The 24,824-nt window shown below is 74.0% G+C and carries 17 protein-coding genes and 1 pseudogene; 12 read left to right on the top strand and 6 right to left on the bottom strand.

Annotated elements, in window-relative coordinates; translation table 11 throughout:
- Positions 1 to 22 precede the first annotated feature (22 nt).
- Entirely contained in the window at positions 23 to 2,560 is a 2,538-nt protein-coding gene (locus tag ACH4DX_RS06320; RefSeq protein WP_398154213.1) for a polysaccharide lyase family 8 super-sandwich domain-containing protein, read from the bottom strand.
- Positions 2,561 to 2,755: 195 nt separating this feature from the next.
- Here ACH4DX_RS06320 and ACH4DX_RS06315 point away from each other — a divergent pair, with 195 nt between their 5' ends.
- On the top strand, positions 2,756 to 5,836 hold the full coding sequence (locus ACH4DX_RS06315) for an NACHT domain-containing protein (protein WP_398154212.1): 3,081 nt from the start codon (positions 2,756 to 2,758) through the stop codon (positions 5,834 to 5,836).
- Positions 5,837 to 6,030: 194 nt separating this feature from the next.
- Positions 6,031 to 9,249 carry a tetratricopeptide repeat protein gene (locus ACH4DX_RS06310; protein ID WP_398154211.1) on the top strand — a complete coding sequence of 1,073 codons (3,219 nt, stop codon included), beginning with the start codon at positions 6,031 to 6,033 and terminating at the stop codon, positions 9,247 to 9,249.
- Between the two features lie 9 nt (positions 9,250 to 9,258).
- Here the strand turns inward: ACH4DX_RS06310 and ACH4DX_RS06305 are convergent, their stop codons facing one another.
- Together ACH4DX_RS06305 and ACH4DX_RS06300 are read right to left on the bottom strand one after the other, a co-directional pair.
- Positions 9,259 to 10,359, bottom strand: a complete 1,101-nt coding sequence (locus ACH4DX_RS06305) for a chitinase (RefSeq protein WP_398123245.1) — start codon at positions 10,357 to 10,359, stop codon at positions 9,259 to 9,261.
- Positions 10,360 to 10,432: 73 nt separating this feature from the next.
- On the bottom strand, positions 10,433 to 11,320 hold the full coding sequence (locus tag ACH4DX_RS06300; RefSeq protein WP_398123246.1) for an MBL fold metallo-hydrolase: 888 nt from the start codon (positions 11,318 to 11,320) through the stop codon (positions 10,433 to 10,435).
- Between the two features lie 315 nt (positions 11,321 to 11,635).
- On the opposite strand from ACH4DX_RS06300, the gene ACH4DX_RS06295 reads away from it, so the two are divergent.
- The 8 genes from ACH4DX_RS06295 to ACH4DX_RS06260 all read left to right on the top strand — a co-directional run bounded on the left by ACH4DX_RS06295 (position 11,636) and on the right by ACH4DX_RS06260 (position 17,546).
- Positions 11,636 to 11,863: a hypothetical protein gene (locus ACH4DX_RS06295; RefSeq protein WP_398123247.1), complete on the top strand. Its 228-nt coding sequence runs from the start codon at positions 11,636 to 11,638 to the stop codon at positions 11,861 to 11,863.
- Complete coding sequence (locus tag ACH4DX_RS06290) at positions 11,850 to 13,286, top strand: amidase (protein WP_398123248.1); 1,437 nt, start codon at positions 11,850 to 11,852, stop codon at positions 13,284 to 13,286. Before ACH4DX_RS06295 ends, ACH4DX_RS06290 begins: the two co-directional genes overlap by 14 nt.
- Before the next feature lie 53 nt (positions 13,287 to 13,339).
- Positions 13,340 to 13,912 carry a TetR/AcrR family transcriptional regulator gene (locus ACH4DX_RS06285; RefSeq protein WP_398123249.1) on the top strand — a complete coding sequence of 191 codons (573 nt, stop codon included), beginning with the start codon at positions 13,340 to 13,342 and terminating at the stop codon, positions 13,910 to 13,912.
- A gap of 215 nt (positions 13,913 to 14,127) precedes the next feature.
- The gene (tsaD, locus tag ACH4DX_RS06280; RefSeq protein ID WP_398154210.1) at positions 14,128 to 15,192 is read left to right on the top strand and encodes a tRNA (adenosine(37)-N6)-threonylcarbamoyltransferase complex transferase subunit TsaD; all 1,065 of its coding nucleotides are present in this window, start codon (positions 14,128 to 14,130) and stop codon (positions 15,190 to 15,192) included.
- Positions 15,192 to 15,764, top strand: coding sequence for a GNAT family N-acetyltransferase (locus ACH4DX_RS06275; protein WP_398154209.1), 573 nt, complete (start codon positions 15,192 to 15,194; stop codon positions 15,762 to 15,764). Before tsaD ends, ACH4DX_RS06275 begins: the two co-directional genes overlap by 1 nt.
- Before the next feature lie 333 nt (positions 15,765 to 16,097).
- Positions 16,098 to 16,286, top strand: coding sequence for a hypothetical protein (locus ACH4DX_RS06270; protein ID WP_398123252.1), 189 nt, complete (start codon positions 16,098 to 16,100; stop codon positions 16,284 to 16,286).
- Positions 16,286 to 16,921 carry a sigma-70 family RNA polymerase sigma factor gene (locus tag ACH4DX_RS06265; RefSeq protein WP_398123253.1) on the top strand — a complete coding sequence of 212 codons (636 nt, stop codon included), beginning with the start codon at positions 16,286 to 16,288 and terminating at the stop codon, positions 16,919 to 16,921. The genes ACH4DX_RS06270 and ACH4DX_RS06265 overlap by 1 nt, the downstream gene beginning before the upstream one ends.
- A 4-nt stretch (positions 16,922 to 16,925) precedes the next feature.
- Positions 16,926 to 17,546, top strand: coding sequence for a hypothetical protein (locus tag ACH4DX_RS06260; RefSeq protein WP_398123254.1), 621 nt, complete (start codon positions 16,926 to 16,928; stop codon positions 17,544 to 17,546).
- Between the two features lie 40 nt (positions 17,547 to 17,586).
- On the opposite strand, the gene ACH4DX_RS06255 is transcribed toward ACH4DX_RS06260, so the two are convergent.
- A complete protein-coding gene (locus ACH4DX_RS06255) occupies positions 17,587 to 20,565 on the bottom strand; it encodes an ABC transporter substrate-binding protein (protein ID WP_398154208.1) in 2,979 nt (992 codons plus the stop codon).
- Between the two features lie 262 nt (positions 20,566 to 20,827).
- Here ACH4DX_RS06255 and ACH4DX_RS06250 point away from each other — a divergent pair, with 262 nt between their 5' ends.
- Positions 20,828 to 23,611, top strand: coding sequence for a discoidin domain-containing protein (locus ACH4DX_RS06250; protein WP_398154207.1), 2,784 nt, complete (start codon positions 20,828 to 20,830; stop codon positions 23,609 to 23,611).
- A 140-nt stretch (positions 23,612 to 23,751) separates the two neighbouring features.
- Complete coding sequence (locus ACH4DX_RS06245; protein WP_398123257.1) at positions 23,752 to 23,970, top strand: hypothetical protein; 219 nt, start codon at positions 23,752 to 23,754, stop codon at positions 23,968 to 23,970.
- 21 nt (positions 23,971 to 23,991) lie between these two features.
- On the opposite strand, the gene ACH4DX_RS06240 is transcribed toward ACH4DX_RS06245, so the two are convergent.
- On the bottom strand, positions 23,992 to 24,405 hold the full coding sequence (locus tag ACH4DX_RS06240; RefSeq protein ID WP_398123258.1) for a hypothetical protein: 414 nt from the start codon (positions 24,403 to 24,405) through the stop codon (positions 23,992 to 23,994).
- Positions 24,402 to 24,815 (bottom strand): annotated as a pseudogene (locus ACH4DX_RS06235) (hypothetical protein); the annotation flags it as partial. The gene ACH4DX_RS06240 and the pseudogene ACH4DX_RS06235, both read right to left, overlap by 4 nt.
- Between the last annotated feature and the right edge of the window lie 9 nt (positions 24,816 to 24,824).

The following is a 24,824-nucleotide window of genomic DNA, read 5'->3' as shown; positions in this document are numbered from 1 at the left end:
ACGGGAGCGGGCGTGCCGTGCCTCACCGCCTCCCGCGCAGCGTGACCGCGAAGCTCCGCCCGTACGCGTGGTGGGTGTCCACGTCGATCCACGTGCCCCCGCCCACCGCGCGCACCCGCACCCCCGGATCCGCGTCCACCACCCGCAGCCGCCGCCCCCGCACCAGGACGCCCACCCGGTCCCGGCCCATGGTCGGGTCGGACACGGCGACCCGCAGGGTCCCGGCGCGCCGCGCCTCGTGCACCAGGACGCAGGCCGCACCGGTGACCCGCAGGACCCCCACGTCGTGCGGCCCCTCGGTGAAGGTGTTGACGCCGGTGAGGCCGAGGCCCCCGTGGGCGACGGCCTGGGCGCGCGGCGAGTTGGCGAGCACCCTGAGCGGCCCGCTCGCGTAGCCGCGAAGGCGTGCCGCGGTCGCGTGCGGCACCAGCGCGTACGCCAGCCTGCCGAACCCGGCCCCGGCCGCCCGGTCGACGCCCACACCGAGGACCTGGCGGGTCACGGCGGTGTCCGGGTTGGCGGTGCGCACCACGCGGCGGCTGCGCGTGACCCGGTCCAGGGCGACCCGCACCGGGGGCGTGTCGAGGAAGAGATAGCCCACGGAGTCTCCCCGGGTGCGGTTGGCGTAGCGCAGCCAGCGCAGTTCCGCGCTGCCCGTGCCGGACCAGGCGCCGCCGTCACGGCGCACACCGGTCAGGAGGATCTCGTCGTCCGGCGCCGCGATCCGTGTGTCCACCGCCGTCGTCACCGCGCGGCCCGCCCGGTCACCGACCCCCGCGGCGAGCACGACGACCTCGTCGTCGAACAGGAACCACGACTTGGTGGCCGACGCCCCCCGGTGCACCACGAAGTCGTCGGGCAGCAACTCCCGGTCGGCGTAGGCGGCGTCGTCGGACTGCACCATCGCGGCCGTGCCGTACGCCCCGAGCACCACACCGCCGGAGTGCGCGTGGGTGCCGCGCGGGAAGTACACGTAGCGGTTCTGGGACTCCGACGACGACGTGAAGCGCAGCGGATGGCCGGGGTTGCCGTAGTACGGCTTGCCGTACAGCTCGGGGACGGTGCGGCGCCGTTCGACCGGCGCCGTCACCCCGGCCAGGGCGTACGGCGACACCGCGGTGAAGTAGTCCACGCCGTGGGCGCCCGTCTGGTCCTGCCCCGCCAGATACAGATAGTGCGCGCCCTCGCCCTGGAACCACGGCATGAGGTTCTCGCCGTTCATGTACTCGTACTTGCTGATCCGCACCGAGTTGCGGGCGAGCGCGAACGCGTGTCCCGGCCTGCGGTGCACGGTCCGCTCCATGGCGTTGAAGGCGACGCTGCGCGCGGCGGGGTTGAGGTCGGCGGCGGGCACGGAGGCGTCGGCGAGGATGTCGGCGTAACGGACGGCGCTGACGGGTGAGACGAAGCGGGCCGGGTCGAGCGGCGTGCGCGAGGTGTCCCGCAGATGCTTGACGTACCCCTTCAGGGCGGTGGCCGCGGGCCCGTCGGCGAGCGAGGAGAGGTCGACGACGGCCTCCGCCACGACCGCGGTGTCCGCGTAGCCGGAGTCGGTCCGCGACACCGCCCGCCCCTTGACGATCTCCATCATCCAGCCCTCGAAGATCACCGGCGCGAATCCGTCGCGCACCCACCCGTGGACGACGGGCACCAGCTTCTCGCCGTGCGCGAACCCGGTGCCCTCCAGGATCTTCAGGGTCTGCACGACCCGCGTCAGGAGCCCCTTGCCGTAGGAGCCGGTGTACGCGACGGACGCGTGCTGGATGAAGGAGCCGTCGGCGTAGTGGCCGTCCGTGACCCCGTGGACGAGGCGGTAGGGGTCGATGGTGACGAAGACCGTCAGCTGGTCCGTGAGGGCCTTGCGGACGCGCGCCTCGTCGCCGAGGAGCGCGCCCTGGAGGACGCGGTTCGTCGTGATGTCCGCCAGGTTCGCACCGGTGTGGAACCGCGAGTCCAGATCCACGTCGCCGTCGGTGCCGTTGCGCAGATAGGCGTCCATGGACGTCACATAGGTGCCGACGAGGCCCGGACGGTGCGCGCGCACCTCGTCGTACAGGAGCACGAGGGTCTTGCTGACGTGCTGGGAGATCCCGATCTCCCAGTGGAACCAGTTGCCGTAGTAGCCCTTGGACTGATCCCCGTAGTACCGCTGGTGGAGCAGGACCAGGCCGTCGAGGACGCGGCGGGCGGTGACGGTGTCGCCGTGCAGGCCGCCGCCGGGGGTCCGGGTGGCGAGGGCGATCTCGTACAGGCGGCGGTAGGCGGTGTTCAGGTTCGCGTCGTCGCTGCCGAGCGGCAGACCGGCGAACAGCTCGCCGTCGCCCGCCGCGTCCATGGCCGCGAGATGCGTCCGCGCGAGCCGCTCCACGGCGGCGATCCTCTCGGCGGTCTCCGGGCGCGCGTTGGACTCCGGCGTCCCGGCGAACACCGCCACGGTGTTGGCCCGCAGCCGCGCGAGGCCCCCCGCGGCCCGGGCCGCGCCCACCGGCCCTGCCGGGACGACGGACAGCAGGCCCGTCGCCGCCAGCGCGGTGAGCAGACGTCTGCGGGTGATGTCCATCGGGTTCCTCCGCCCGTGAGGTGGCGTCACGGCGGCGGAGTCAAGCAGATGCCCGCACCCGCAACAAGAGGGCTCGCACGGCCGCTCCGCGCTGCCGCGGCGGACCCCACGGATGCGCCGCGAAACGGTCTCCCCGCTGCTCCGTCCGTGGCAAGCTGGCAGCGCAGACGTCGCGACGCACGCCATGGGGGGACTGTGGGCCGACGCAAGCCGCTGTCGTTCGGGGACGCCCTGGTGCTGCTCGGCGAGGACCCGCCCGCGACGGCGGCGCTCGACCGCGCGCTCGGCGGGGCGCTCAACCTGGCGACCGGCGGCCTCAGCAGCAGTGTGCTCGGGATGTTCGACGCGCGGGGCCGCATCCTCGGCCTCGGGCGCGACGCGGCGCGCGGCCTCGGCGAGCGGCTGCGCCGCACCGACGGCCGGGTGGAGCGCACCCGGGTCCTGGAGGCGGCCCACACCGTGATCGTCGTGGTCGCGTTCTTCGACTCCCTGGAGCGGGCCGAACTGCCCTTCTCCCTGGACGAGGTGGTCCGCACCCGCGAGGAGCAGCTCGCCGTGGCGGGCGGACGGCCCCCCGCGGACGCGAGCTTCACGGACACCCTGGCGCAGGTGGACGCCCCGCACCCCGCGCCCCACCTTCCGTACGAGGACCACCTCGTCCGGCTCCGCGACTGGTACCGGCACCTGGCGGCGCGGACGCACGGCTTCCTGCGGGACCTCGACGAGTGGGCGCGCCTCGACAGGGCGGCGCGCCAGGAGGCGACGGCCACCATGACGACGACGGTGCCGGACCTCGCCGTCACGGAGTACGAGGCGCTGCACGCCCGGCTCGTCCTCGAAGCACCGGAGTTCCGCTACTGGTCGGGCCGGTTGGAGCACCGGGCCACCCGCGCCGAGCTGCGCCGGGCCCTCGCCGGCCTGGAGACGCTCCTCGCCACGAGCGCGGCCGGGCACCAGCCGCCGGTGGACGTCGCGTCCGCCCTCTCCCGCGCGCACCGCTCCGCACTCGCCCACCGCATCCTCGACGCCCAGGAGACCCCCGCGGGGATCCAGGTGCCCGCCCTGGCCGAGGCCTATCTCGACCCCGACTTCCGGGTGCGGGCGGTGGACGGGCAGGGCAGCCCGGCGGACGAGGGGTGGTGGGTGCGCGTGCCGGTGCGGCAGGACCTGACCGAGTATCTGACGGGCGCGCTGACTTCGGAGGGCCTGACGGCCGCCCCGCTGCTCGTGCTCGGCCAGCCGGGCGCGGGCAAGTCCGTCCTGATCCGCATCCTCGCGGCCCGGCTGCCGTCGGCGGGCTTCCTGCCGGTGCGGGTGGCGCTGCGCGACGTCCGCGCGGACGACGAGATCCAGGACCAGATCGAGCAGGCGATCCGCGAGGCCACCGGGGAGCGGGCCACCTGGACCGACCTGGTGCGCGCGGCGGGGGCGGCGGTGCCCGTCGTCCTGCTCGACGGCTTCGACGAACTGCTCCAGACCACCGGGGTGCACCAGAACGACTTCCTGGTACGGGTCGCCCGCTTCCAGGAGCGAGAAGCGGAGCAAGGGCGTCCGGTCCTGGCCGTGGTCACCAGCCGTACCGCGGTCGCCGACCGGGCACGCTACCCGGAGGGCACCGTCGCACTGCGCCTCGAACCGTTCCGCAAGGAGCAGGTCAAGCTCTGGATCGAGCGCTGGAACCTCACCAACGCGCTCAACTTCCGGGCCATGGGCCTGCCACCACTCACCTGGGACGCCGTCGCACCGCACCGCGCCCTCGCGGGCCAGCCGCTGCTCCTCACCATGCTCGCGCTCTACCAGGCCGCGGGGAACGACCTGCGCGGCGAGGACCGGCGGCCCCTGGACGAGGCCGATCTCTACGAGGCGCTGCTCGGCTCCTTCGCCCGGCGGGAGGTGTGCAAGGACACCCGGGTCCCCGCGCACGAAGTGGATCAGCGGGTCGAGGAGGAGCTGGAACGGCTCTCCCTCGTGGCCTTCGCCATGGTGAACCGGCGGCGCCAATGGGTGTCCACGGCGGAGCTCGACGAGGACCTGGCGGCCCTCATCGGCCGGACATCGGCCCGCGCCTTTGGGCTCCGCTCGCCCCTGGGGCAGGCCGAAGTCGCCCTCGGGCGCTTCTTCTTCGTGCAGCGCGCCCAGTCGATCAGGGACGGCCGCACGCTGTCCACCTACGAATTCCTGCACGCGACCTTCGGGGAGTATCTGGCGGTCCGCCTCGCGGTACGGCTCCTGTCGGGGCTCCTCGCCCACCGCCCCGTCCTGTCGACGGACAGCCAGCCCCTCAACGACGACCTGATGTTCGCCCTGCTCTCCTTCGCCCCGCTCTCCTCCCGGCAGATGCTCCGCTTCGCCCGCGCCCGCGTCGAACGGCTGCCGCGGGCCGAGCGCGACGCGCTGGCGCGGCTCGTCGTGCGGGCCATGGGGGAGCGGGAGCTGCGTGCCGAGCAGCCGTACCCGGCGTACCAGCCGCGACGCGTCCGGGCGGCTTCCCGGCACGGGATCTACGGGGCGAACCTGGTGGTGCTCGTCCTGCTCCTGACCGGCGGCACGACGGCGGGCACGCTGTTCCCCTCGGCGGGCGACGCGGGCAGCGCCTGGCACCGGCACGTGCTGCTGTGGCGGTCCTCCCTCGACGAGGTGCAGTGGACCGACCTCGCCCTCTCGCTGCGCGTGCGGCGCGTCAAGCTGGGGGAGGAACGCGACCTCGAAGTCGCCGTCCGGCAGGGCGATCTCGGGCCCCCGGAGCCGGTGGACGCGCACTGGCTCTTCCGGGCTCCCCGGGAAGAAGGGCACACCGTCTGGCACCGCACGTACTGGAACGAGATCTGGCACAAGATGGACGTGTCCGCGGGGACCAACGACGGAGTGGCGCTCCAGGCGCTGCGGCCGCTGTTCGAGTCACTGGGGCCTCTGGTGACCACGTTCACCGGACAGGGCACCCGGCTCGGCACCTCGACCGTCCACGACCTGCTGCGGCTGTGGCTCCGGGGCGGATCCGAACTGAGCGCCACGGAGATCCAGGACCTGTACGGCAGGATCGGCACGGCCTTCCAGGTCCGCACCCCGTCCGCGGAGGTCGTCCGGCGACTCGTGCCCCTCCTGACCGCCCTCCTCGACCGGGACCTGGCCCGGCTCGGCCCAGCGCAGTCCCTGGTCCTCCTCGGGCGGCTGACGGAGGACGCCCCCACGGAGTTCGTCGACCGGATCCTCGAGCACCTCAGGACCCATCACCCCCGTCTCCACAGCGAGATCGTCGACAGCGTCGACGACTCCTGAGGCCCCCGGCCCCCCGGCTCCGGCGTCCGGGGCGGGGCCCCGCCGTGGGACAGTGGTACCTCGCGGCGCGTGGGGGCGTGCGACGCGGGACCGGGCGGGGCGCGGGAGCGAGGGACGCGGACCGATCGGCGACGGGCGCGCGCGGAACGCGGAGCGAGAGGAATGCGGGACCGGGTGGGACGACAGGGGCCGACGTGACGATGCACCGTCAATGGATCGAGGGCGGGACGGTCCACGGGTCCGTGATCCAGGCGCAGGAGATCCGCGCCGTCCACCTGGGCGCGGAACGCCCGCTCTACGCCGTGGACGCCTTCCCGCTGACCAGGCCCGCGCTGCCGCCCGCCTGGGTGCGGCAGCAGCCCGCCCGGCTGCTCGACGCCCGCTACGCCCTGGTCGACTTCACCGGCCGCCACGACGAACTGGCCCGGCTCGCGGCGTGGCGCGAAGGCCACGACCAGGTCTCGGCGCTCCTGGTGCACGGGCCCGGCGGCCAGGGCAAGTCACGCATGGCCGCCCAGTTCGCGCGGAGCAGCCACGCGCGGGGCTGGCGCGTGCTCCAGGCGCGGCACGCGACAGCGGGGCTCCTGACACCCGCCCTGCCGTTCTCGGGGCGGACGGAGGGCGACGCGCCGGTCCTGATGGTGGTGGACTACGCCGAGCGCTGGCCCACGGCGGACCTCATCGAACTGCTCCTCGACGCCGTGCGCCAGGGCGGCCGCGTCCGGGTCCTGCTCGTCGCCCGGCCCCGCGGCACCTGGTGGCAGCACCTCGTCCACCGCCTCGGCGACTTCGACATCCCGGTGGCCGACCTGGGGCTGCCCGGCCTGTCCGACGACGCCGACGTGGTGCCGCAGACACTGTTCCGCACGGCACGCGACTGCTTCGCCCGCGCCCTGGACGTACCCGACGTCGAAGCCGTCGAACCGCCGGAGGGCCTCGCGAGCGACCCCGAGTACCACCAGGTCCTCGCCGTCCACATGGCCGCGCTCGCCGCCGTCGACGCCCACCGGCGCCACCGGGAGGCGCCCGACGGCGCGGCGGCGGTCTCCGCCTATCTGCTGGCCCGCGAGCGCGCCCACTGGGAGTCGCTGCACGGCAACGCGCGCGTCCGCATCACTCCGGACGCCTTCGGGCAGACGGTCTACACCGCCGCGATGACCAGCGCGCTCAGCCACCGCGAGGCCCTCGGCGTGCTCGCCCGCATCGCCGTCGGCTCCGGCGAGCACGCCGACCAGATCCTGAAGGACCACGCCCTGTCGTACCCGGCGACCGACGGCAGCGCCGGCGGCACCGTGCTCGAACCCCTCTACCCCGACCGGCTCGCCGAGGACTTCCTCGCGCTGAGCGTCACCGGCCACGGCATAGACGGCTTCCCGCCCGACCCCTGGGCCCTGGACGCTCCGCGCCGGCTCCTGGACGGCGACCCGCTGCCCTGCCTGCGCCGGGTGCTCGCCACACTCGTCGCCACGGCGGCGCGCTGGCCCCACGTACGCGCCGCCCAACTGGAGCCGCTGCTCAGGGAGCAGCCGGAACTCGGCGTCGCGGCGGGCGGTGCGACGCTCGCCGCCCTCAGCGACATCGAGGACCTGGACCCGGACGTCCTGGAGGCGATCGAGACCCATCTGCCCGAAGGCGCCCACACCGACCTCAACTCCGGTGCCGCGGCCCTCGCCCAGCGCCTCGCCGACCGGCGGCTCGGCCGCACCCACGACCCGGAGGAGCAGGCGCGGATCCTGAACGCCCTCGCCCAGCGCCAGTCCCACGCGGGCCTGCACGACCAGGCCCTGAAGTCGGGGCAGCGGGCGATGGCCATCCGGCGCGGCATGCACGCGGCCCGCACCGACGCGCCGGAGCCGTCGTTCGCCGCCGTGCTCGGCGACGTGGGCGTCTACCTGGCCAAGGACGGCCAGTTCGCGGACGCGCTCACGGCGAGCGGCCAGGCCGTGCGGCTGCTGCGCCGCCTGGTCGACGAACAGCCGGGGCGGCACGGTGACGCGCTGGCCCTCGCCCTGTCCAACCACGCCGCGGACCTGGCCACGGCGGGCCGGTGGGAGGAGGCCCTGCACACCGTCCAGGAGGCCGTGCAGATCCGACGCCGTCTCGCGGGCCGCGCGGAGGAGCGACGGACGGTGTACGCGCCGCCCGCGTGGCAGCTTCCTGGCCCTCCGTGGCAGCTACCCGGCCCTGCGTGGCAGCTTCCCGGTCCGGCGGAGAGCCTTACGGCTCCCACGGGGTACTCTTCCGGTCCGGCGGAGTGCCTTCCCGCTTCCGCTTCCGCGGAGTACTTGGCCGGTCCGGGGGAGTACTTTTCGGGCCCAGCGGAGTACTTTTCCGGTCCGGCGGAGTGCCTTACCGGTCCTGCGGAGTACCTTCCCGCTGCGGCGGATTACCTTCCCGCTCCCGCGGAGTACTTTGCCGGTCCCGCCGCGGAGTACCTTCCCGGCCCGGGGGAGCACCCTCCCGCCCCCGCGGCGCACCCCTCCGTTCCCGCGCCCCCCGCAGCGGGCGGCGACGCCCAACAGGCGCCCCTCGCCGCGGCCTTGGCGAACCTCGCGATCTGTCTGTCGGAGGCAGGGCGCAGGGAGGAGGCCTGTGCCGCCGCCCAGGAGGCCGTGATGATCCGGCGCGGCCTGGCCCGTGCCAACCCCCACACCCACGAACCCGCCCTCGCGACCGCGCTGGTCAACCTGAGCCGCAGGCTGACCCGGGTGGCGCGGCACGCCGAGGCGCACCGGGCCGCCGCCGAGGCGGTGACGGTGCTGCGCGGCCTGGCCGAGGGAGGGTCCGCGACGTTCGACGAGGACCTCGCCGCCGCCCTCATGAATCTCGGCGCCTGTCTCGCGCCGCTCGGTGCCACCACGGAGGTGTGCAAGGTCCTGCAAGAGGCCGTAGCCGTCCGGCGGCGCCTCGCGACCGGCAACCCGCGGCAGTTCGAGCCCGCCCTTGCCGTGGCGTTGCAGAGCCTGGCCCTCGAGTCCTTCCGTACGGGGAGCCGGGGCCGGGCGGGGGCCGCGTGGGACGAGGCCGTGGAACTGCGGCGCCGGTTCGCGGCGGCGGGCGGGGACCGCGAACGCTCGGACCTCGCCGGGCTCCTTCGCACCATCGCCTGGATGCACCTCGTCGAGCGCTACGAGCTGCCGCGCGCCCTGGCGGCGATCGAGGAGGCCGTCGGCCTGCTGTGGTGGCTCGCGCCGACGTCCCACGAGCACGCGGACCAACTGGCCCAGGGAGTCGACACCCACGCCCTGCTGCTCACCGCCGTGGGCCGCACGGACGAGGCCGTCGAGGCCCGCCGCCGACTGCAAAGCTTCCGTTCCGGCGACCTGGGGCCCGGCGGCCCGTGGCCCGGCGGTCCCACGTCCGGCGGCGCGGGGGCGGTGTTCATCGGGGTGGCGCACCCGCCACCCCGATGAGGAGCGGCGTCACCGTCCCTGGAGCGCCTTGACGTTGTCGCCGAACGTCCAGTTCCGCGAACCGTCCCAGTTGAGGGACCAGGTCATCAGGCCCTTCAGGGCGCCGTTGTAGTGCCGCCAGGCCTGGCTCACGAGACCCGGCGACATGTGGCCGCCGCCCGCACCGGGCTGCGCGGGCAGTCCCGGCACCTGCTTGTCGTAGGGCACCTTGATGGTCGTGCCCTGGATGACCAGGCCCTTGTTGAGGCAGTCCGTCTGGGCGGTGAAGCCCTGGACGGTGCCCGCGGAGTAGGAGTCGCCGGAGCAGCCGTACATGCTCCCGTTGTAGTACTGCATGTTCAGCCACCACAGGCGGCCGTTGTCGGCGTACTTCTTGACGATGGGCAGGTACGCCCCCCAGATGGAGCCGTACACCACGCTGCCGCCGGTGACGTACGCCGTCTCCGGGGCCATCGTCAGACCGAAGTTGGGCGGCATCTTGGCGAGGACGCCGTCGATGATGCGGATGAGGTTGGACTGGGACGGCGACAGCTGGTTGATGTTGCCGTTGCCGACGAGGCCGGTCTCGATGTCGATGTCGATGCCGTCGAAGTTGTACTTCTTCAGGATCGGCACGATCGTCTCGACGAAGCGGTCCGCGACCGAGGCCGAGTTCAGGTCGATGCCGGCGGCCGCGCCGCCGATGGACATCAGGATCGTGGCACCTGCGGCCTTGGCCTCGCACATCTGGGCGGGCGTGGAGACCTTCACGGTCGAGTCCATGCCGTCCTCCCACAGGACGGTGCCGTCGGAGCGGATCACCGGGAAGGCCGCGTTGATGACGTTGTAGCCGTGCTGCTTGATGCGGGGGTCGTTGATGGGGGTCCAGCCGAACGGCGGGTGCACACCGTTGGCCGCGCCGTCCCAGTTCTCCCAGTAGCCCTGGAGCACCTTGCCCGCGGGCTTCGACTTCACCTCGCAGGTGTCCGCCCGCGGAGCGGCGGGCGAACCCGCCGCGTCCGGGGCCGCGGCGGGCGCACCCGCCGTGTCCGGGAGCGCGGCGGCGGGCAGCTGTGCCGCGAAGGCCAGCGCGAGGGCCGCTCCCAACAGACGTACCGTCCGACCGATCATCGCGTACTCCCTCGGGGGCCGTGCCACGGATGGGAAGTGCTGCGCCAGACGGTAAGTAGGTATAGACCTTTCGTCAATAGGTCTGGGCCAATGCCGAGGTGAGGCGGTAGCCGTCTCCCCGTGCGGTGACCCGGCCCGCGGTCGGCGCGGCGAAGTGGCTGCCGAGGAGCAGGGTTTCGGTGCCCGCCACCGATGCGAGCAGGGCACGCCGGGTCCTCTCCGCGAGGCCGGGGTCGATGTCCACGCAGGAGCCGATGCCGGGCCGTGCCAGCTGGACGGGGTGGTGGACGGCGTCGCCGGTGATCAGGGCGGTGCGGTCGTCGCCGCGCAGCTCCACGGCCACCTGGCCGGGGGTGTGGCCGGGTGCGGGCAGCAGGTGCAGGCCAGGGGCGACCTCGACCGGGCCCGACGAGGTGTCCACCAGGTCGAGAAGGCCCGCCTCCCCGACCGGGTGGACGGAGTCGCGGAACATCTGGCGCCGCGGCTCCTCCATGTCGGCGGCGGCCCAGTGGTCCCACTCCGTACGGGCGGTGAGATACCGGGCGTTCGGGAACGTCGGCACCCAGTCGCCGTCCTGCGCGCGGGTGTTCCAGCCGACGTGGTCGGCGTGCAGATGGGTCAGGACGACCAGGTCGACCGACTCCGGCGGGAATCCGGCGTCGGCGAGGCGGGTGAGGTAGTCGGTGTCCAGGTCGTGCCAGGCCGGGTTGGCGCGCTGCTTGCCGTTGCCGATGCCGGTGTCGACGAGAACGCGGAGCCCGCCGGCCTCGACCGCGAAGCTGTGGCTGCTCAGGCGCAGGGTGCCCGCGGGGTCGGCGAAGTCGGGTTGCAGCCAGGGGGTGTCGTCGACGACCTCCGGGGTGGCGTCGGGCAGCAGCCAGGGTCCGGTTCCGGGCGGCAGGGCCACTTCGTCGACGCGGTGTGCGGTGATGCCGCCGAGGGTCCAGGTGGCAGGGGGCATGACGGGGGCCTTTCGGGGAGTCGGCGCGGCGCGGGGAAGGGGGCGCGAGGGAGTGGGAAAGGGCGGCAAAGGACGAGAAGGGCCGAATAAAAGCTACGGCTTTGCATTAAGCGACCCTAGGCGCTACTGTCACCTAACGCAAACAGTTAGCGTTTGCGGCATCCGCCGGAAAGCCGGAAGACCTGCCCCCTGCCCCCTGCCTCGCATGGGCCGCAGCCCCGTATGGGCACGCATGCCCCGCGCCGGGCACCCGCCCCCCGCGTGGTCACCTACGCCCCGCGTGGTCACCCACGCCTCCGCAGTGAAGGACCCGCCATGCCCGCCATGCCCCCCGAAGACCTCGCACCCGGCGAAGCCGCCCAGTGGGCGCGCCGCGCAGGACTCCCGCTGGAGCCCGGCCGCACGGAACTCGTGACCGCCACCGCGAACCACATCCACGCCGTCGTCGCCACCCTGCGCGAGCTGGACTTCGGTGACGTCCCGCCCTCGTTCGACGTCCCGTTCGCCCCCGAGGCCCCGGAGGCACGTCGTGCGGCCCTATGAGCTGACCCTCGCCGACGCGGCTGCGGCGATCCGCGCGAAGGACCTGTCCCCCGTCGAGCTCACCGACTCCGTACTGGCGCGTGCCGAAGCGGTCGAGGGGCGGCTGAACGCCTTCGTCGGCATCCTGGCCGAGCGGGCGCGCGCCGACGCCGCGCGGGCCGCCCAGGAGATCGCGGCGGGCCGCCCGCGCGGACCGCTGCACGGCATCCCGCTGGGCCTGAAGGACCTCATGGACGTCAAGGGGCTGCCCACGACGGCGAGTTCAGCCGTCCGCGCCGACCACGTGGCCGACGCGGACAGCGCCGTCGCCGTCCGGCTCGCGGACGCGGGCGCGGTGCTCATCGGCAAGACCCACACCCACGAGTTCGCCTACGGTCTGACGACCCCGCAGTCACGCAACGCCTGGGACGCGCGACGGGTCGCGGGCGGATCCAGCGGCGGCTCCGCGGTCGCCGTCGCGGCCGGTGCGGCCACCTTCGCGCTCGGCACCGACACCGGCGGCTCGATCCGCGTCCCCGCCTCCCTGAACGGCGTCGTCGGGATCAAGCCGACCTACGACCTCATCCCCAGGGACGGGGTGACCTCGCTGTCGTGGTCCCTCGACCACGTCGGCCCCCTCACCCGCACGGTCCGGGACGCGGACCTCGTCCTCGCCGCGCTGACCGGCCGCGAGGCGCGGGACGCCGAGGGCGACCTGACGGGCCTGCGCGTCGGCGTCCCGCGCACCTACTACTTCGACCGGGTCGCCCCCGACGTCGAGACCGCCGTACGGGACGCCATCGAGCGGCTCCGTGACCTCGGCGCCGAACTCGTCGACGTGGAGATCCCCCTGACCCGCTACGTCAAGGCGGTGCAGTGGGGTCTGATGGTCCCCGAGGCCACCGCGTACCACGAACGCACGCTCCGTACGACGCCGGAACTGTACGCACCCGACGTGCGCGCGCTCCTGGAGGCGGGCGAACTCCTCCTCGCCGGGGACTATCTGCGCGCACAGCGCGCCCGCACCCTCATGCGGCGCGCCTGGGCCCGGATGATGGAGCAGGTCGACATCGTCGCCGCACCCGCCGTGCCGCTCACGGCCGTACCGGTGGACCAGGAGTCCGTGCGGTGGGCCGACGGCTCGGAGGAGAGCGTGGCCGACAGCTACGTACGCCTTTCCGCTCCCGCGAACATCACCGGCGCGCCCGCCCTGACCGTGCCCGTCGGACAGGACCGGGCGGGGCTGCCCATCGGCATGCAGCTGATCGGGCGTCCCCTGGAGGAGCGGACCGTGCTGCGGGCGGGCCGTGCGTACGAGGCGACCCGCACGGACGCGGGCAGGCTCGCCCCCGAAGCCGCCGCCCCCGGCCCCGCCGTCCCCGAAGCCGCCGCCCAGGACCCCGCCGCCCCCGACCCCACCGCTCTCGAAGCAGGCGGCCGGTAGGCGGCCACCGGCAGCGTCGGCCTGCCGCCAGGAAGCAGCGTTAAGGTGATCGAATGAGCCCGAAGCCCATGGCCCGTCCCGGTGGGCGCAGTGCCCGTGTACAGGTGTCCGTGCACGCCGCCGTGCGGGAGCTGGAGGCCGAGCGGGGCCGCGAGGCGCTGACGGTTCCCCTGGTCGCCGCGCGGGCCGGCGTCACTCCCTCGACGATCTACCGGCGCTGGGGTGACCTCCAGGAGCTCCTGTCCGACGTCGCCGTGGAGCGGCTGCGGCCCGACACGGACCCCGCCGACCTCGGCGGGCTCCGCGCCGACCTGACGGCCTGGGCCGAGCAGTTCCTCGACGAGATGTCGTCCGCGGCGGGGCGCGCCTACATCCGTGACGCGCTCCTCGGAGACCCGGACGGCGGCAACGCGGGGCAGTGCTCCGGCTATGCCGCCGTCCAGGTCGGCGTGGTCCTCGACCGCGCCCGCGCGCGCGGCGAGAGCGGGCTCCCGGAGCGCGAGGACGTCATGGACCATGTCGTCGCGCCGGTGGTGTACCGGATCCTGTTCCGCCCGGAAGGCCTGTCGGCGGCGTACGCGCGGCAGTTGGTCGAGGCGGCCCTCGACCGGTCGACCGCTCGCTGAAGCAGGTCGGCGACCGGTCGACCGCTCGCTGGAGCAAGCCCCTTCGCGGCGCACCGCGCCGTTCCCGCGCCTGTGGCGTGGCCGCGACCCGGCCGCGCACCGGCAGCCCGGCGACAACGCACGGCCGAGCCTTATTGCACACGCTTGGCAACTACACTGCATGGGCAGTAGTCCGCAGCGAGTCCGGAAAGTCGAACGGCGTCGGGAGAACAGTCATGACCGTCCATCGGATCGTGCTCGGGATCGAGTCGTCCTGTGACGAGACGGGCGCGGGCCTCGTCCGCGACGGGCGCCTGCTCGGGCACGCCGTGGCGTCCAGCATGGACGAGCACGCCCGCTTCGGCGGCGTCGTCCCCGAGATCGCGGCCCGCGCGCACGTCCACGCCCTCGGCCCGGTCGTCCGCACCGCCCTGGACCGGGCGGGCCTCGGCCCCGGTGACATCGGCGCGGTCGCCGTCACCACTGGCCCCGGCCTCTCCGGCGCCCTCCAGGTCGGCCTCGCGGGCGCGAAGGGACTCGCGTACGCACTGGACGTACCGCTGTACGGAGTGCACCATCTCGCCGGGCACGTCGCCGCCGACACCCTCGAACACGGCCCGCTGCCCGACCCCTGTGTGGTCCTGATCGTCTCCGGCGGGCACACCTCGCTGCTCCTCGTGCGCGATCTGGCCCGCGACCCGATCACCCACCTCGGCGACACCCTGGACGACGCGGCCGGCGAGTGCTTCGACAAGGTGGCCCGCGTCTTCGGGCTGCCCTACCCCGGCGGTCCCGCCGTCGACCGGGCCGCCCGCACCGGCTCCCCGGGCGCCGTGTCCTTCCCGCGCCCGCTGACGGGGCCCCGCGACGACCCGTACGCCTTCTCCTTCTCCGGTCTGAAGACCGCCGCCGCCCGCTGGGCCGAGGGCCACGCCGAAGGCACCCTGCCCGTGGCCGACGGCGCCGCCGCGCTCCAGGAGGCCGTCGCCGACGTCCTGACCCGCAAGGCCGTCGCCGCCTGCGCCGCGCACGGCGTGGGCACCCTCGTCGTGGTGGGCGGGGTCGCCGCCAACTCGCGTGTGCGCGCCCTGGCCGACGAGCGCTGCCGGGCCGCCGGGATCACGCTGCGCGTGCCGCCGCCCGGCCTGTGCACCGACAACGGCGCCATGATCGCCGCCGTGGGCGACCTGCTGGTGCGCGCGGGCGCCGAACCCGCGCCCCTGGACGTGTCCATCGACCCGTCGGCGCCCCTGGAGTACGCGGCGTTGCACCCCGCCACCACCTTCGCGAGGGCCGCCTGATGCCCGCCGTCGTCCACCGCCTCGCGGGGCCCGCGCTGTACGCCCACCGCGACGGCATACGGGCGGTGTTCGCCGCCGCGTTTGCCGGGCCGCCCTGGCACTCGGGGCCCGCCGACGCGGACGCCTACCAGGACCGCCTCGCCGCGGACGTGCACCGGCCCGGGTTCGCGGGCGCGGTGGCGCTCGACGGCGACCGGGTGCTCGGCTTCGCCACCGCCTGGACCTCCGCGACGCCGCTGCCCGGCAACCGCGCCTACCCGCGCGTCACCGCCGCCCTCGGCGCCGTGCGCACCGGCGCGTGGCTGTGCGGCGGCGTCGAGGTCGACGAACTCGCCGTCCTTCCCGCCGCGCACGGCCTCGGTCTCGGCCGCACGCTCCTCGAAGCGGTCACCCGCGACGCGCCCGACGGCCGCTCCTGGCTGCTGACCTCCGTACGGGCCGACGCCACCGTGCGCTTCTACGAACGCCTCGGCTGGCGACGGGCCACGCACCCCGCGCCGGACGGCTACGGCACGGTCGTCTTCCTCGGCCCCCACCACCCCGCCCGCGACACAGCCGACCTGCCCCTGTGACCGACAGGCGACCGCCCGGCGCGTTCATGTGAGCTGCGTCACGTGTTCGATGTTCCCGTTGGGGTGAAGTGGACCTTGCGGTGCCGTGTCGGGCGGGCGTTACGGCTGTTCACGCACGGTGCCTAAGCGGTAACTTAGGGGGTTGGTCTACGCCTCTGCGTGGTGATGCGGTCACCTTGAGTCAAAAACTGATCGGGATCGGCGTGCACGTTTGACCCCTGCGATCCGAAATCCTGCCGTCGAGGGCCCAGAGAGGCGCCCTTGAGCGCCAGCCGCCCTCCGGGCAGGGCGACTTGACGCTGTGCAAGCAGGAGAGGACAGGTCCTCGGAACCGTGAACGATCTCTTGATGTTCCTTGCGGTCGCCACCGCACTGCGCGTTTTCTTCCCCGACATCGCCTGGGGCGCGCGCCGGCTGCTGCGCGCCGGAGCACGCGTCGGCGTAGCCGAACTGCTCCGGCCCCCCGAGGGCGGACCCACGGCCACCGCCCAGGCCGTGACCCGGGACGAGGAGGGCCGGTGATGACGGCCCCCGAGAACAGCGACGCACACACCCTTTCCACCTCCGTTGAGGACCTGAACGCCTTGCACGGCATCCACTACGAGATGCCGACGTCCCTGGACGCCTTCTTCCGCATGTACGCCCGGCCGCAACTGCGGTACGCAGCCACCCTGCTGGGCGACGAGAAGGCGGCCAGGACCGTCGTGCGCCGTCTCTACACCCACCTCGCCCTGAACTGGTCCGCGATCCTGCTCCAGGAGGGCGGCCCGGAAGCGTACGTATGGCGGGCGCTGAAGCTGCGGGTGGAGAGCCACCTGCGCATGAACCCCGGCCCCACCGCCGACGGACGCAGCACCGCCCCGGCGAACGCGCGCACGACCGCGGTCCACGAGGCGGTGCGGGCCACGCTCAACGCCATGCGCGAGCAGCTGCGGGCCCTGGAGTCCCCGCTCGGGCTCTACACCGCCATCGCCGCCCTGCCGGAGCGCCAGTTCGACGTCATCATCCTCCAGTACGTCCTCGGCTACCCCTCGCAGCGGGTCGCCAGCATCATGGGCATCCACGCCAGTACCGTGCGGGCCCACCGCCGCCAGGCGCGCAAGCGCATCGCCACGAAACTCGGCCTCGACCTGGGTGACGACGAGGAGAAGGAGTAAGACCGTGCCGCGCACCATCGACGAGATCCTCCGCCGGGCGGCCGTCTCGGACAGCTTCGCCGACGAGGACCTGGACGACCTGAGACAGGAGGTCGTCCGCGATGTCACCGCCGTGCTGATGTTCGGCATCGGCCCCACCCCCGAGGGACAGCTCCCCACCGCCCTGGCCCGCGCCGACGCGGACCTGTGGGCCCTGTCCACCGCGTTCCTCCACAGCGACGACGCCGCCGAGCACCTGGCCAGGATCGCGGTCGTGCCCGACGACGCCGACGGCGCGCTGCGTTTCGGCTGCCTCCTCAACCTCGCCCGGCACCCGGACGGCGCCCTGTGGTGGTGGCAGTTCGCCGCGGGCGCGGGCAACGCCACCGCCGCCTACTGCCTGCACCTGCTCCATCTGCGCCGCGGCGAGCTGCGCGACGCCGACCACTGGGCCCACCAGGCCCTCGACCTCGACGCCGACGTCCAGCTGGCACCGACACCGTTCGTCCGGGGCCTGGCGGGCCACACCGAGGAGCTGTGCAAGGCGGTCGACCGGCTGAAGGTCGACGAGGTCGACGGCGCCCAGTACCACCACCCCGACCAGCGGCTCGCCGCCCGCATCGAGGAACTGGCCGACGCCTGCTGAGAGGTGTCGCGGCCGTGCCCCGTCCGCCACTGCCGGTGGGCTACCGCCCGCTCACGTACGCGTTGAGCGGTGAGACGCCGTCCAGGTCGATCTGGAGCCCGCGCAGCGCCGCCGAGTGCAGCAGCGTCCGCGTCGGTACGTACATGGGCACGGCCGCCGCCTGCTCCATCACGCGGCGGTCGACCGTGGCCCACAGCCGTCCCGCGGCGCTCAGGGACGGGGCGGCACCCGCGGCGTCCATGGCGGCGTCCACGTCGGGGCTTTCGAGCCGGGAGTAGTTCGACGTGACGGGGTAGGTGAACTCGCTGTCGAAGTAGTCGGGCAGGAACGAGGAGGCGACGGGCAGGCCGCCGCCCACGGCGACACGGAACAGGTCGTACTTGCCGGCGCCCGCGTTGCCGTAGAACTTCGCGATCTCGGCCTGCTCGGTCTCGACCCGGAACCCGGCCCGCTCGAGGGCGGCGCGGACCACCTCGGCCCGCTCGGCGTCCGCGTCCGTCGCGTGGCCGAGGGTGAGCCGGAAGCCCTCCTTGCCCGCCTCCTTCAGGAGCGCCCGCGCCTTGGCCGGGTCCCCGTGCGCACCGGCCCGGTACAGGTCGAAGGAGCGTGCGCCGCGGACGCCGGGCGGCAGCAGGTTGTGGCGCACGGTGCCGGTCTCACGGCCGCCCGCCGCGAGGACGTCGGCGGCGGGCAGCGCGGTGGCGATGGCCCTGCGCACCTTGATGTCCCGCACCCTGCGGGTATTGATCAGGTACGACTGCACGAACGCCGAGGGCGCCGACAGCCGGCCCGTGCCCGCCGGGACGTTGTCGAGCTCGCTCCTGCCGAGGCTGCCGGTGAACGACATGACGGCCTGCGAGCGGCCCGCGGCCGCCGTACGGGACACGATGTCCTGCACGGAGACACCGGACTCGATGCGGTACGCGTCCGGGTAGGCGGTGCGCAGCGGATCGGTGTCCGCCTTCCACGCGGGGTTGCGGCCGAGGACGATGTCCTTCCCCGCCCGGCGCGTGCGGACCTGGTACGGGCCGGTGGTCGGCAACCCCGTGGAACCGGCGGCGGACGCGGACTTCGCCCGCTCGGGCACGGGCACGCCGCCGGGGCCCGCGAGGACGACGTTGAAGTCGGGGCGGGCGCGGTGCAGATGGAAGACGACCGTGCGGTCGTCGGGCGTCTCGATGGCGCCCGGGGCGAGGGTGCTCGGCTTGCCCCCGAGGTCGGCGGCGTCCTTGGGGCCCATGATCCAGCTGTGTACGGTCCTGTCGCCGAGGGCGAAGTCGGCGTCGAGCGTGCGCTCGATCGCGTGGGCGAAGTCCCTGGCGCGGACCGGGCTCCCGTCGTTGTACGTCAGCCCTTCCTTGAGCGTGAACGTCCAGGTCCTGCCGCCCGCGGAGGGCCGTCCCGGGTCGGTGGCCAGATCCCCCACGAGCTCGACCCTGCCGTCGGGCAGCGTCTTGAGGCCCGTCAGGCTGCGGTGCACCAGGCGGGCGAGGATCCGGTCGGCGCTCGACCACATCTTGCCCGGGTCGATGTCGGAGAGTTCGACGGGTTCGAGGACGGTGACCTCGCCGCCCCTGCGGGCACCGCCGACGGCGGGAGCGGGCCCCCGCGAATCGCTCGCGGTGCCCGTGTCCAGCGTCTCGGTCTTCGCCCGCGCGGCCACCGTGCCGGTCTGCCCGACGGGCTCGGCGCCGCCCGAACCGCCCTCGCCCGTCCCCTTGCCGGAGCCGCTCCCGTCCCCGCCGCCGAACGGGTCGGTGAAGGTGAGCGCGGCGACGAGCGCGGCGGCGGTGACGGCCGCACCGCCGGGCGCCCACCAGGTGCGCCACCACGGCCGACGGGGCCTCGGGTGCCACGCGGGCTCCGGTGCGGGCCCCGGCGTGGGCGGGGCCGCCGGTCTCGGCGGGGCGAGCGGGTACGAGGTGGGGTGCCGGGGCGGGGTCCGGGCTCTGTCGACAGGGCCACTGCCGGGAGCGGCGTCCGGCGTGCCCGCGGGCGTCGACACGGCGGGCGTCGAGGCGGCGGGCGCCGAGGCGGCGGGCGTCGACGGGGTGGGCGCGGGCGCCGCGTGCGTCCGCGCGGCAGGGGCGCCGCCCGGCACGGACACCGAAGGGCCGGGCGCCGCCGCGGGCTTGCGCTCGGCGGCGGCGCGCCCGGGCGGCTCCCCGGGCGTCGGATCCGCGTCGAGGGCTTCCAGGGCCCGCCGTGCCTGCTCGGCGTCCGGCCGACCCGCGGGCGGCTTCGCCAGCATCCGCCCCACGAGGTCGTCCCACGCGGGCGCGAGCCCGGGCCGCCGCACGGAGGGCCTGTCCGGTGTCTCGTAGACGTGGCAGTGCATGAGCGCGGCGGCCGACGGCGCGTCGAACGGCGGCCTGCCGGTGAGCATCTCGTGGACCATGCAGCCCAGCGCGTACACATCGGTGCGCCCGTCACCGGGAGCGCGCGTGAACCGCTCCGGGGCCATGTAGTGCAGCGTGCCGATGGGGGAGTCGGCGGTGCGGGTGAGATAGCCGCCGGCCCCGCTCGCCGCGTCGAGGAACTTGGCGATGCCGAAGTCGAGGACCTTGGCTGTCCCCTCGTCGGTGACCATCACGTTGGCCGGCTTGATGTCCCGGTGCACGATGCCCGCCCGGTGGGCCACGGAGAGCGCGCGGCACACCTGCGCCGCGATGTGCGCCACGCGCCGGGGCGGCAGTCCCCGCCCGCCCGCGAGCAGCTCGGTCACCGTACGGCCCGAGAGCAGCGGCATCACGAGGTACGGGATGTCACCGTCCGTGCCGTGGTCGAAGACCGGCACGATGTACGAGCTGTCGAGCGCCGCCGCGGCACGCCCCTCGCGGGCGAACAGCGCCAGCATGCGGGCACGCTCGGCCGCGGACGTCTCCGGCGGCAGGCCGAGCAGCTTGACGGCCACCTCACGGCCGAGGCGCGCGTCCCTGGCCCGCCAGACCGCCCCCATGCCCCCCGCGCCGATCCGCTCCGTGAGCGTGTACCGACCGTCCAGGACTGTGCCCCGCATCCCCACCCCACCGACCCCCACCGCGCACGCCCCCTCGGGCTGCCAGGTCAATTTACCTGCGCGGCGAGCGACTTGGAGAGGTCTTGTGACCCAGTCACGGCAACCGGGACCCGTGCGGCACCGCGAGGAGCCCTCCGACAGGTCCGAGTGGCGCAATATGCACCCTTTGGATTCGAGAAATGAAAGTCTCACGCGAGTCATTGACGTGACTCGTTCACAAAATTTATGGTCCGTGGACCCCCACTCACCACGACGGAGAACAATGACGTACTCCCCGGATGCCGCGGATTCCTCGGATGCCCCGGATGCCCCGGACCTGCCGTACTCCCCGTATCCCTCGGTCACGCGGCCGCGCGCCGCCCGGCTCTCCGCGGCGCTGCTCGCCGGAGTGCTCGTGGCCGCCCTCCCGCCGACGGCCGCGGCGGGCGGCGGGGCCGCCGCCACGCCCCCCACCCCCACGGACTGCCGTCAGGGCGGAGGCTGGACGCTCGAGAGCACCCGCATCGACCCCGAGGACAGTCACCACGCCTACGTCGGCAACGGCTACCTGGGGCAGCGCGTGCCGCCCAACGGCAGCGGCTACGCCGCGAGCGGCGCCAAGACCGGCTGGCCGCTGTTCACCCCGCGCTACGACGGCTCCTTCGTGTCCGGCCTGTACGCGCACAACAACCAGACCGCCGAGAACCGGCAGGCCGTCGCCGCACTGCCCACCTGGACGCCGCTCACCGTCACCACCGGCGGCGCGCGCGCCGAGACCTTCAACTCTTCGACGCCGTCAGGCCGTATCTCCGCCTACCGCCAGAGCCTCCTGATGCACTGCGGCATCGTCCGCACCAGTCTCACCTGGACGGCGTCCGACGGCCGCCGCACCGACCTCGTCCACGAGGTCCTCGCCGACCGCGCCGACCCGCACGTGGGTGCCGTCCGCATGACGATGCGGCCGCACTGGAACGGCGACGCGACCGTCACCGACGTCATCGACGGGCGCGGCGCGAGGCGCGTGCAACAGACCGGCGGCGGTGACCGGCACGGCCGCCGCGGACCGGCCATGGACGTCGCGTTCCGCACCGACGGCACCGAGGTCGCGGGCGCCGTCGCCTCCACCCTGCGCGCAGGACACGGCGTGTCGGGCGCCCGCGAGCGCAGGGCGGGCAGGGCCGCGAAGCTCACGAACCGGCAGTCGCTCACGCTGCCCGTGCGCAGCGGGCGGTCGTACGAGTTCACCAAGTACGTCGGCGTCGACACCGGCCTGACCTCACGGGCCCCGCGCAAGGACGCCACCCGCGCGTCGCAGCGCGCCGCGGCCCGTGGCTGGAACGCCGTCCTGCGGTCCCACACCGCCGCCTGGGCCCGGCTGTGGCGCAGCGACATCGAGGTCCCCGGCCGCCACGAGCTCCAGACCTGGGTGCGCTCCGCGCAGTACGGACTGCTCACCGGCACCCGCGAAGGCGCGAGGAACAGCATCGCGCCCGCGGGCCTCACCAGCGACAACTACGCGGGCCTCGTCTTCTGGGACGCGGAGACATGGATGTACCCCGGGCTCCTCGCGACCCGGCCCGCCCTCGCCAGGTCCGTGGTCGACTACCGCTACCGCACGCGCGCGGCGGCCCGTGAGAACGCCCGCGACCTCGGGTACAAGGGGCTCTTCTACCCCTGGAACAGCGGCAGTTCGGGCGATCTCGCCAAGGAGTGCCACAGCGTGGACCCCCCGCACTGCCGCACCCAGATCCACCTCCAGTCCGACATCTCCCTGGCCACCTGGCAGTACTACCTGGCCACCGAGGACACCGCGTGGCTGCGCGAGCGCGGCTGGCCCGTGCTGAGGGGCATCGCCGAGTTCTGGGCGGGCCGCGTCAGCCGCAACACCGACGGCAGCTACTCGATCAAGGACACCGCGGGACCCGACGAGTACAGCAACGGCGTCGACGACGCCGTGTTCACCAACGCGGGCGCCGTCACGTCCCTGCGCAACGCCACCCGCGTCGCCCACCTCCTCGGACGGCGGGCACCGGCCGAGTGGAACGCGATCGCCGACAAGATCCGCATCCCCTACGACGCCGGACGCAAGGTCTACGAGCAGTACGACGGCTACAAGGGCGGCAGGATAAAACAGGCCGACACGGTCCTCCTCATGTACCCCCTGGAGTGGCCCATGCCGGAGGGGGCCGGAGCCGCGACCCTGGACTACTACGCGGCGCGCACCGACCCGGACGGCCCCGCCATGACGGACTCCGTGCACGCGGTCGCCGCCGCCGGCATCGGCGAGCCCGGCTGCTCCACGTACACCTATATGGAGCGCTCCGCCCGGCCGTTCGTCCGAGGCCCCTTCGCGCAGTTCTCGGAGGCCCGCGGGGACAAGGCGGGCGCGGACGACCCGCTGTCGGGCTCCCCGGCGCACGACTTCCTCACCGGCAAGGGCGGCTTCCTCCAGACCTTCACGCACGGCCTCACCGGCATGCGGATGCGGGCGGACCGGCTGCGCCTCGACCCGATACTGCCGCCGCAGCTCGCCGACGGCGTCACCCTGCGCGGCATGGCCTGGCAGGGCCGCAGGTACGACGTGGAGATCGGCGCCGAGCACACCACGGTGCGCCTCGCCTCCGGCGCGCCGATGACCCTCGACACGCCCCAGGGCGAGCAGACCGTCAGCGAGGGCTCCCCGGCCGTCCTGAAGACCCGCCGCCCCGATCTGACCCCCACCGACAACACGGCCCGCTGCAAGCCCGCCGAGGCGTCCTCGGAGGAGCCCGGCATGTACGCGGGGGCCGCGGTCGACGGCAACTCGGCCACCTCCTGGGTCCCGGACGCCGCCACCGGCACCCTGACCACCGACCTTGGCGAGCCGGTGCGGGTCGCGGAGGTCACCCCGGCGTGGACCGAGGTGAAACCGGCGGCGTACGAGACGGAGGTGTCACTCGACGGACACCACTGGCACACCGTGAAAGACGCGCAGGCACCGCGGCTCGCGCGGTACGTGCGGGTGACGGTGCACGGTGAGGCCGGGGCGAAGAAGCACCCGGGCATCGCGGAACTCACGGTGGAGTAGCCGCCCCGAGGACGGGCTCCGCGGTCTCGTACGAGGGACATCCCGCATACCCGGAGAGCGTCGCGGGCAGCCATCTGGCCGCCCGGAAAATCCTCGGGTACACCCCGGGGGTCGACTCCGCCAGTGGACAAGGTGGTCCCATGCCCCGTACGCGTTCCCTGTGCCGCTCCGCCGTCCTCGTGGTCGCCTCGCTCGCCGCCGTGACCGCACTCGCCGCACCGGCCGCCGCCGTGGCCGGTGCGGCGGCGCCCCCCACGGCGGAGAGCCCGCTGCCTCCGCTGCCCGAGTCGCTGATCACCGAGGGCATCACCATCGAGGGCCCGCTCCTCAACAACCTGGTGCTGCCTCTCGGCCGCTGACGCCCTGCCGGGCGGTACGTGTCAGCGGTTCGACAGGCAGAGGTGGACGTCCTTCTCCTGGTCACCGAAGGCCGAGCCCTCGTCGCTCACGGAGAACGCGGAGGCCAGGAACGTCCGCATCCGGTCCACTCCCACATAGCCGCCCTGCACATCGGCGGAGACCGGCCGGGACAGGGAGCCCGCCGTGCCGGGTGGTGCCGCCTCGCCCGCCGCGGCGATGTCGAAGGTCTCGGTCCACACCGTGGCCTCGCCGCCAGCGTCGCCCGCGGGTGAGCCGGACGCGCCGTCCGTGCCGCTCGCCCCGGCCGGGGCGTCCGCCGGAGCGGCCTGCGGGAAGGCCGCCCGCAGGAGGTCGAAGACCGCCGCCGCGTCCTGTGCGGAGCAGTCGCTGAGCTCCACCGTGACCGGTGCCGAGGACAGTTCCTTGTCGCTCACTGCTCATCATCCCTTTCGTCGTGCGTGTGTTCGTGGTGCGTGTGTTCCTGGTGCGTGTGCCCGTGGTGTGCGGGCTCGGCGCGTTCGCGTCGCTGCCGACGGGCTCGTTGGGGGCCGACCGTGTACGCGGGGTCCTCGGCCGAGGCGATGCCCGCGGCGAAGACGCCGAAGCGGGTGCAGGCGGGACCGGCGAGGAGCGCCAGACCACCGGCGACGGCGGCGGGTCGGCTGCGCCCGCCGAGGAGGGCGGCCGCCGCAGCCCCCGGGCGCAGCGCATGAGGGTGCCCGCCCGCCCGCGTCGCGGCCTGCTCGGCAGCCGCCGCGAGGAGAGCCGCGCAGCGCACCGGGGCGTTCTCGCGCGTCGGACCGAGCACAAGGGCCATGCCCGACGCGGCGGCGGTGTAGGAGGCCACGGCGGG

It is taken from the genome of Streptomyces sp. NPDC017940 (assembly GCF_044328435.1).
Classification (GTDB): domain Bacteria; phylum Actinomycetota; class Actinomycetes; order Streptomycetales; family Streptomycetaceae; genus Streptomyces.
The sequence above is the reverse complement of the archived record's forward strand: the minus strand, read 5'-3'. Positions and strand labels throughout refer to the sequence as shown.

Excerpts from the sequence above, each read along its gene's own strand:
- ACH4DX_RS06320 (WP_398154213.1), bottom strand. The coding sequence starts at position 2,560 with ATGGACATCACCCGCAGACGTCTGCTCACCGCGCTGGCGGCGACGGGC.
- ACH4DX_RS06305 (WP_398123245.1), bottom strand. The coding sequence starts at position 10,359 with ATGATCGGTCGGACGGTACGTCTGTTGGGAGCGGCCCTCGCGCTGGCC.
- ACH4DX_RS06300 (WP_398123246.1), bottom strand. The coding sequence starts at position 11,320 with ATGCCCCCTGCCACCTGGACCCTCGGCGGCATCACCGCACACCGCGTC.
- ACH4DX_RS06295 (WP_398123247.1), top strand. The coding sequence starts at position 11,636 with ATGCCCGCCATGCCCCCCGAAGACCTCGCACCCGGCGAAGCCGCCCAG.
- ACH4DX_RS06285 (WP_398123249.1), top strand. The coding sequence starts at position 13,340 with ATGAGCCCGAAGCCCATGGCCCGTCCCGGTGGGCGCAGTGCCCGTGTA.
- tsaD (WP_398154210.1), top strand. The coding sequence starts at position 14,128 with ATGACCGTCCATCGGATCGTGCTCGGGATCGAGTCGTCCTGTGACGAG.
- ACH4DX_RS06275 (WP_398154209.1), top strand. The coding sequence starts at position 15,192 with ATGCCCGCCGTCGTCCACCGCCTCGCGGGGCCCGCGCTGTACGCCCAC.
- ACH4DX_RS06265 (WP_398123253.1), top strand. The coding sequence starts at position 16,286 with ATGACGGCCCCCGAGAACAGCGACGCACACACCCTTTCCACCTCCGTT.
- ACH4DX_RS06255 (WP_398154208.1), bottom strand. The coding sequence starts at position 20,565 with ATGCGGGGCACAGTCCTGGACGGTCGGTACACGCTCACGGAGCGGATC.
- ACH4DX_RS06250 (WP_398154207.1), top strand. The coding sequence starts at position 20,828 with ATGACGTACTCCCCGGATGCCGCGGATTCCTCGGATGCCCCGGATGCC.
- ACH4DX_RS06245 (WP_398123257.1), top strand. The coding sequence starts at position 23,752 with ATGCCCCGTACGCGTTCCCTGTGCCGCTCCGCCGTCCTCGTGGTCGCC.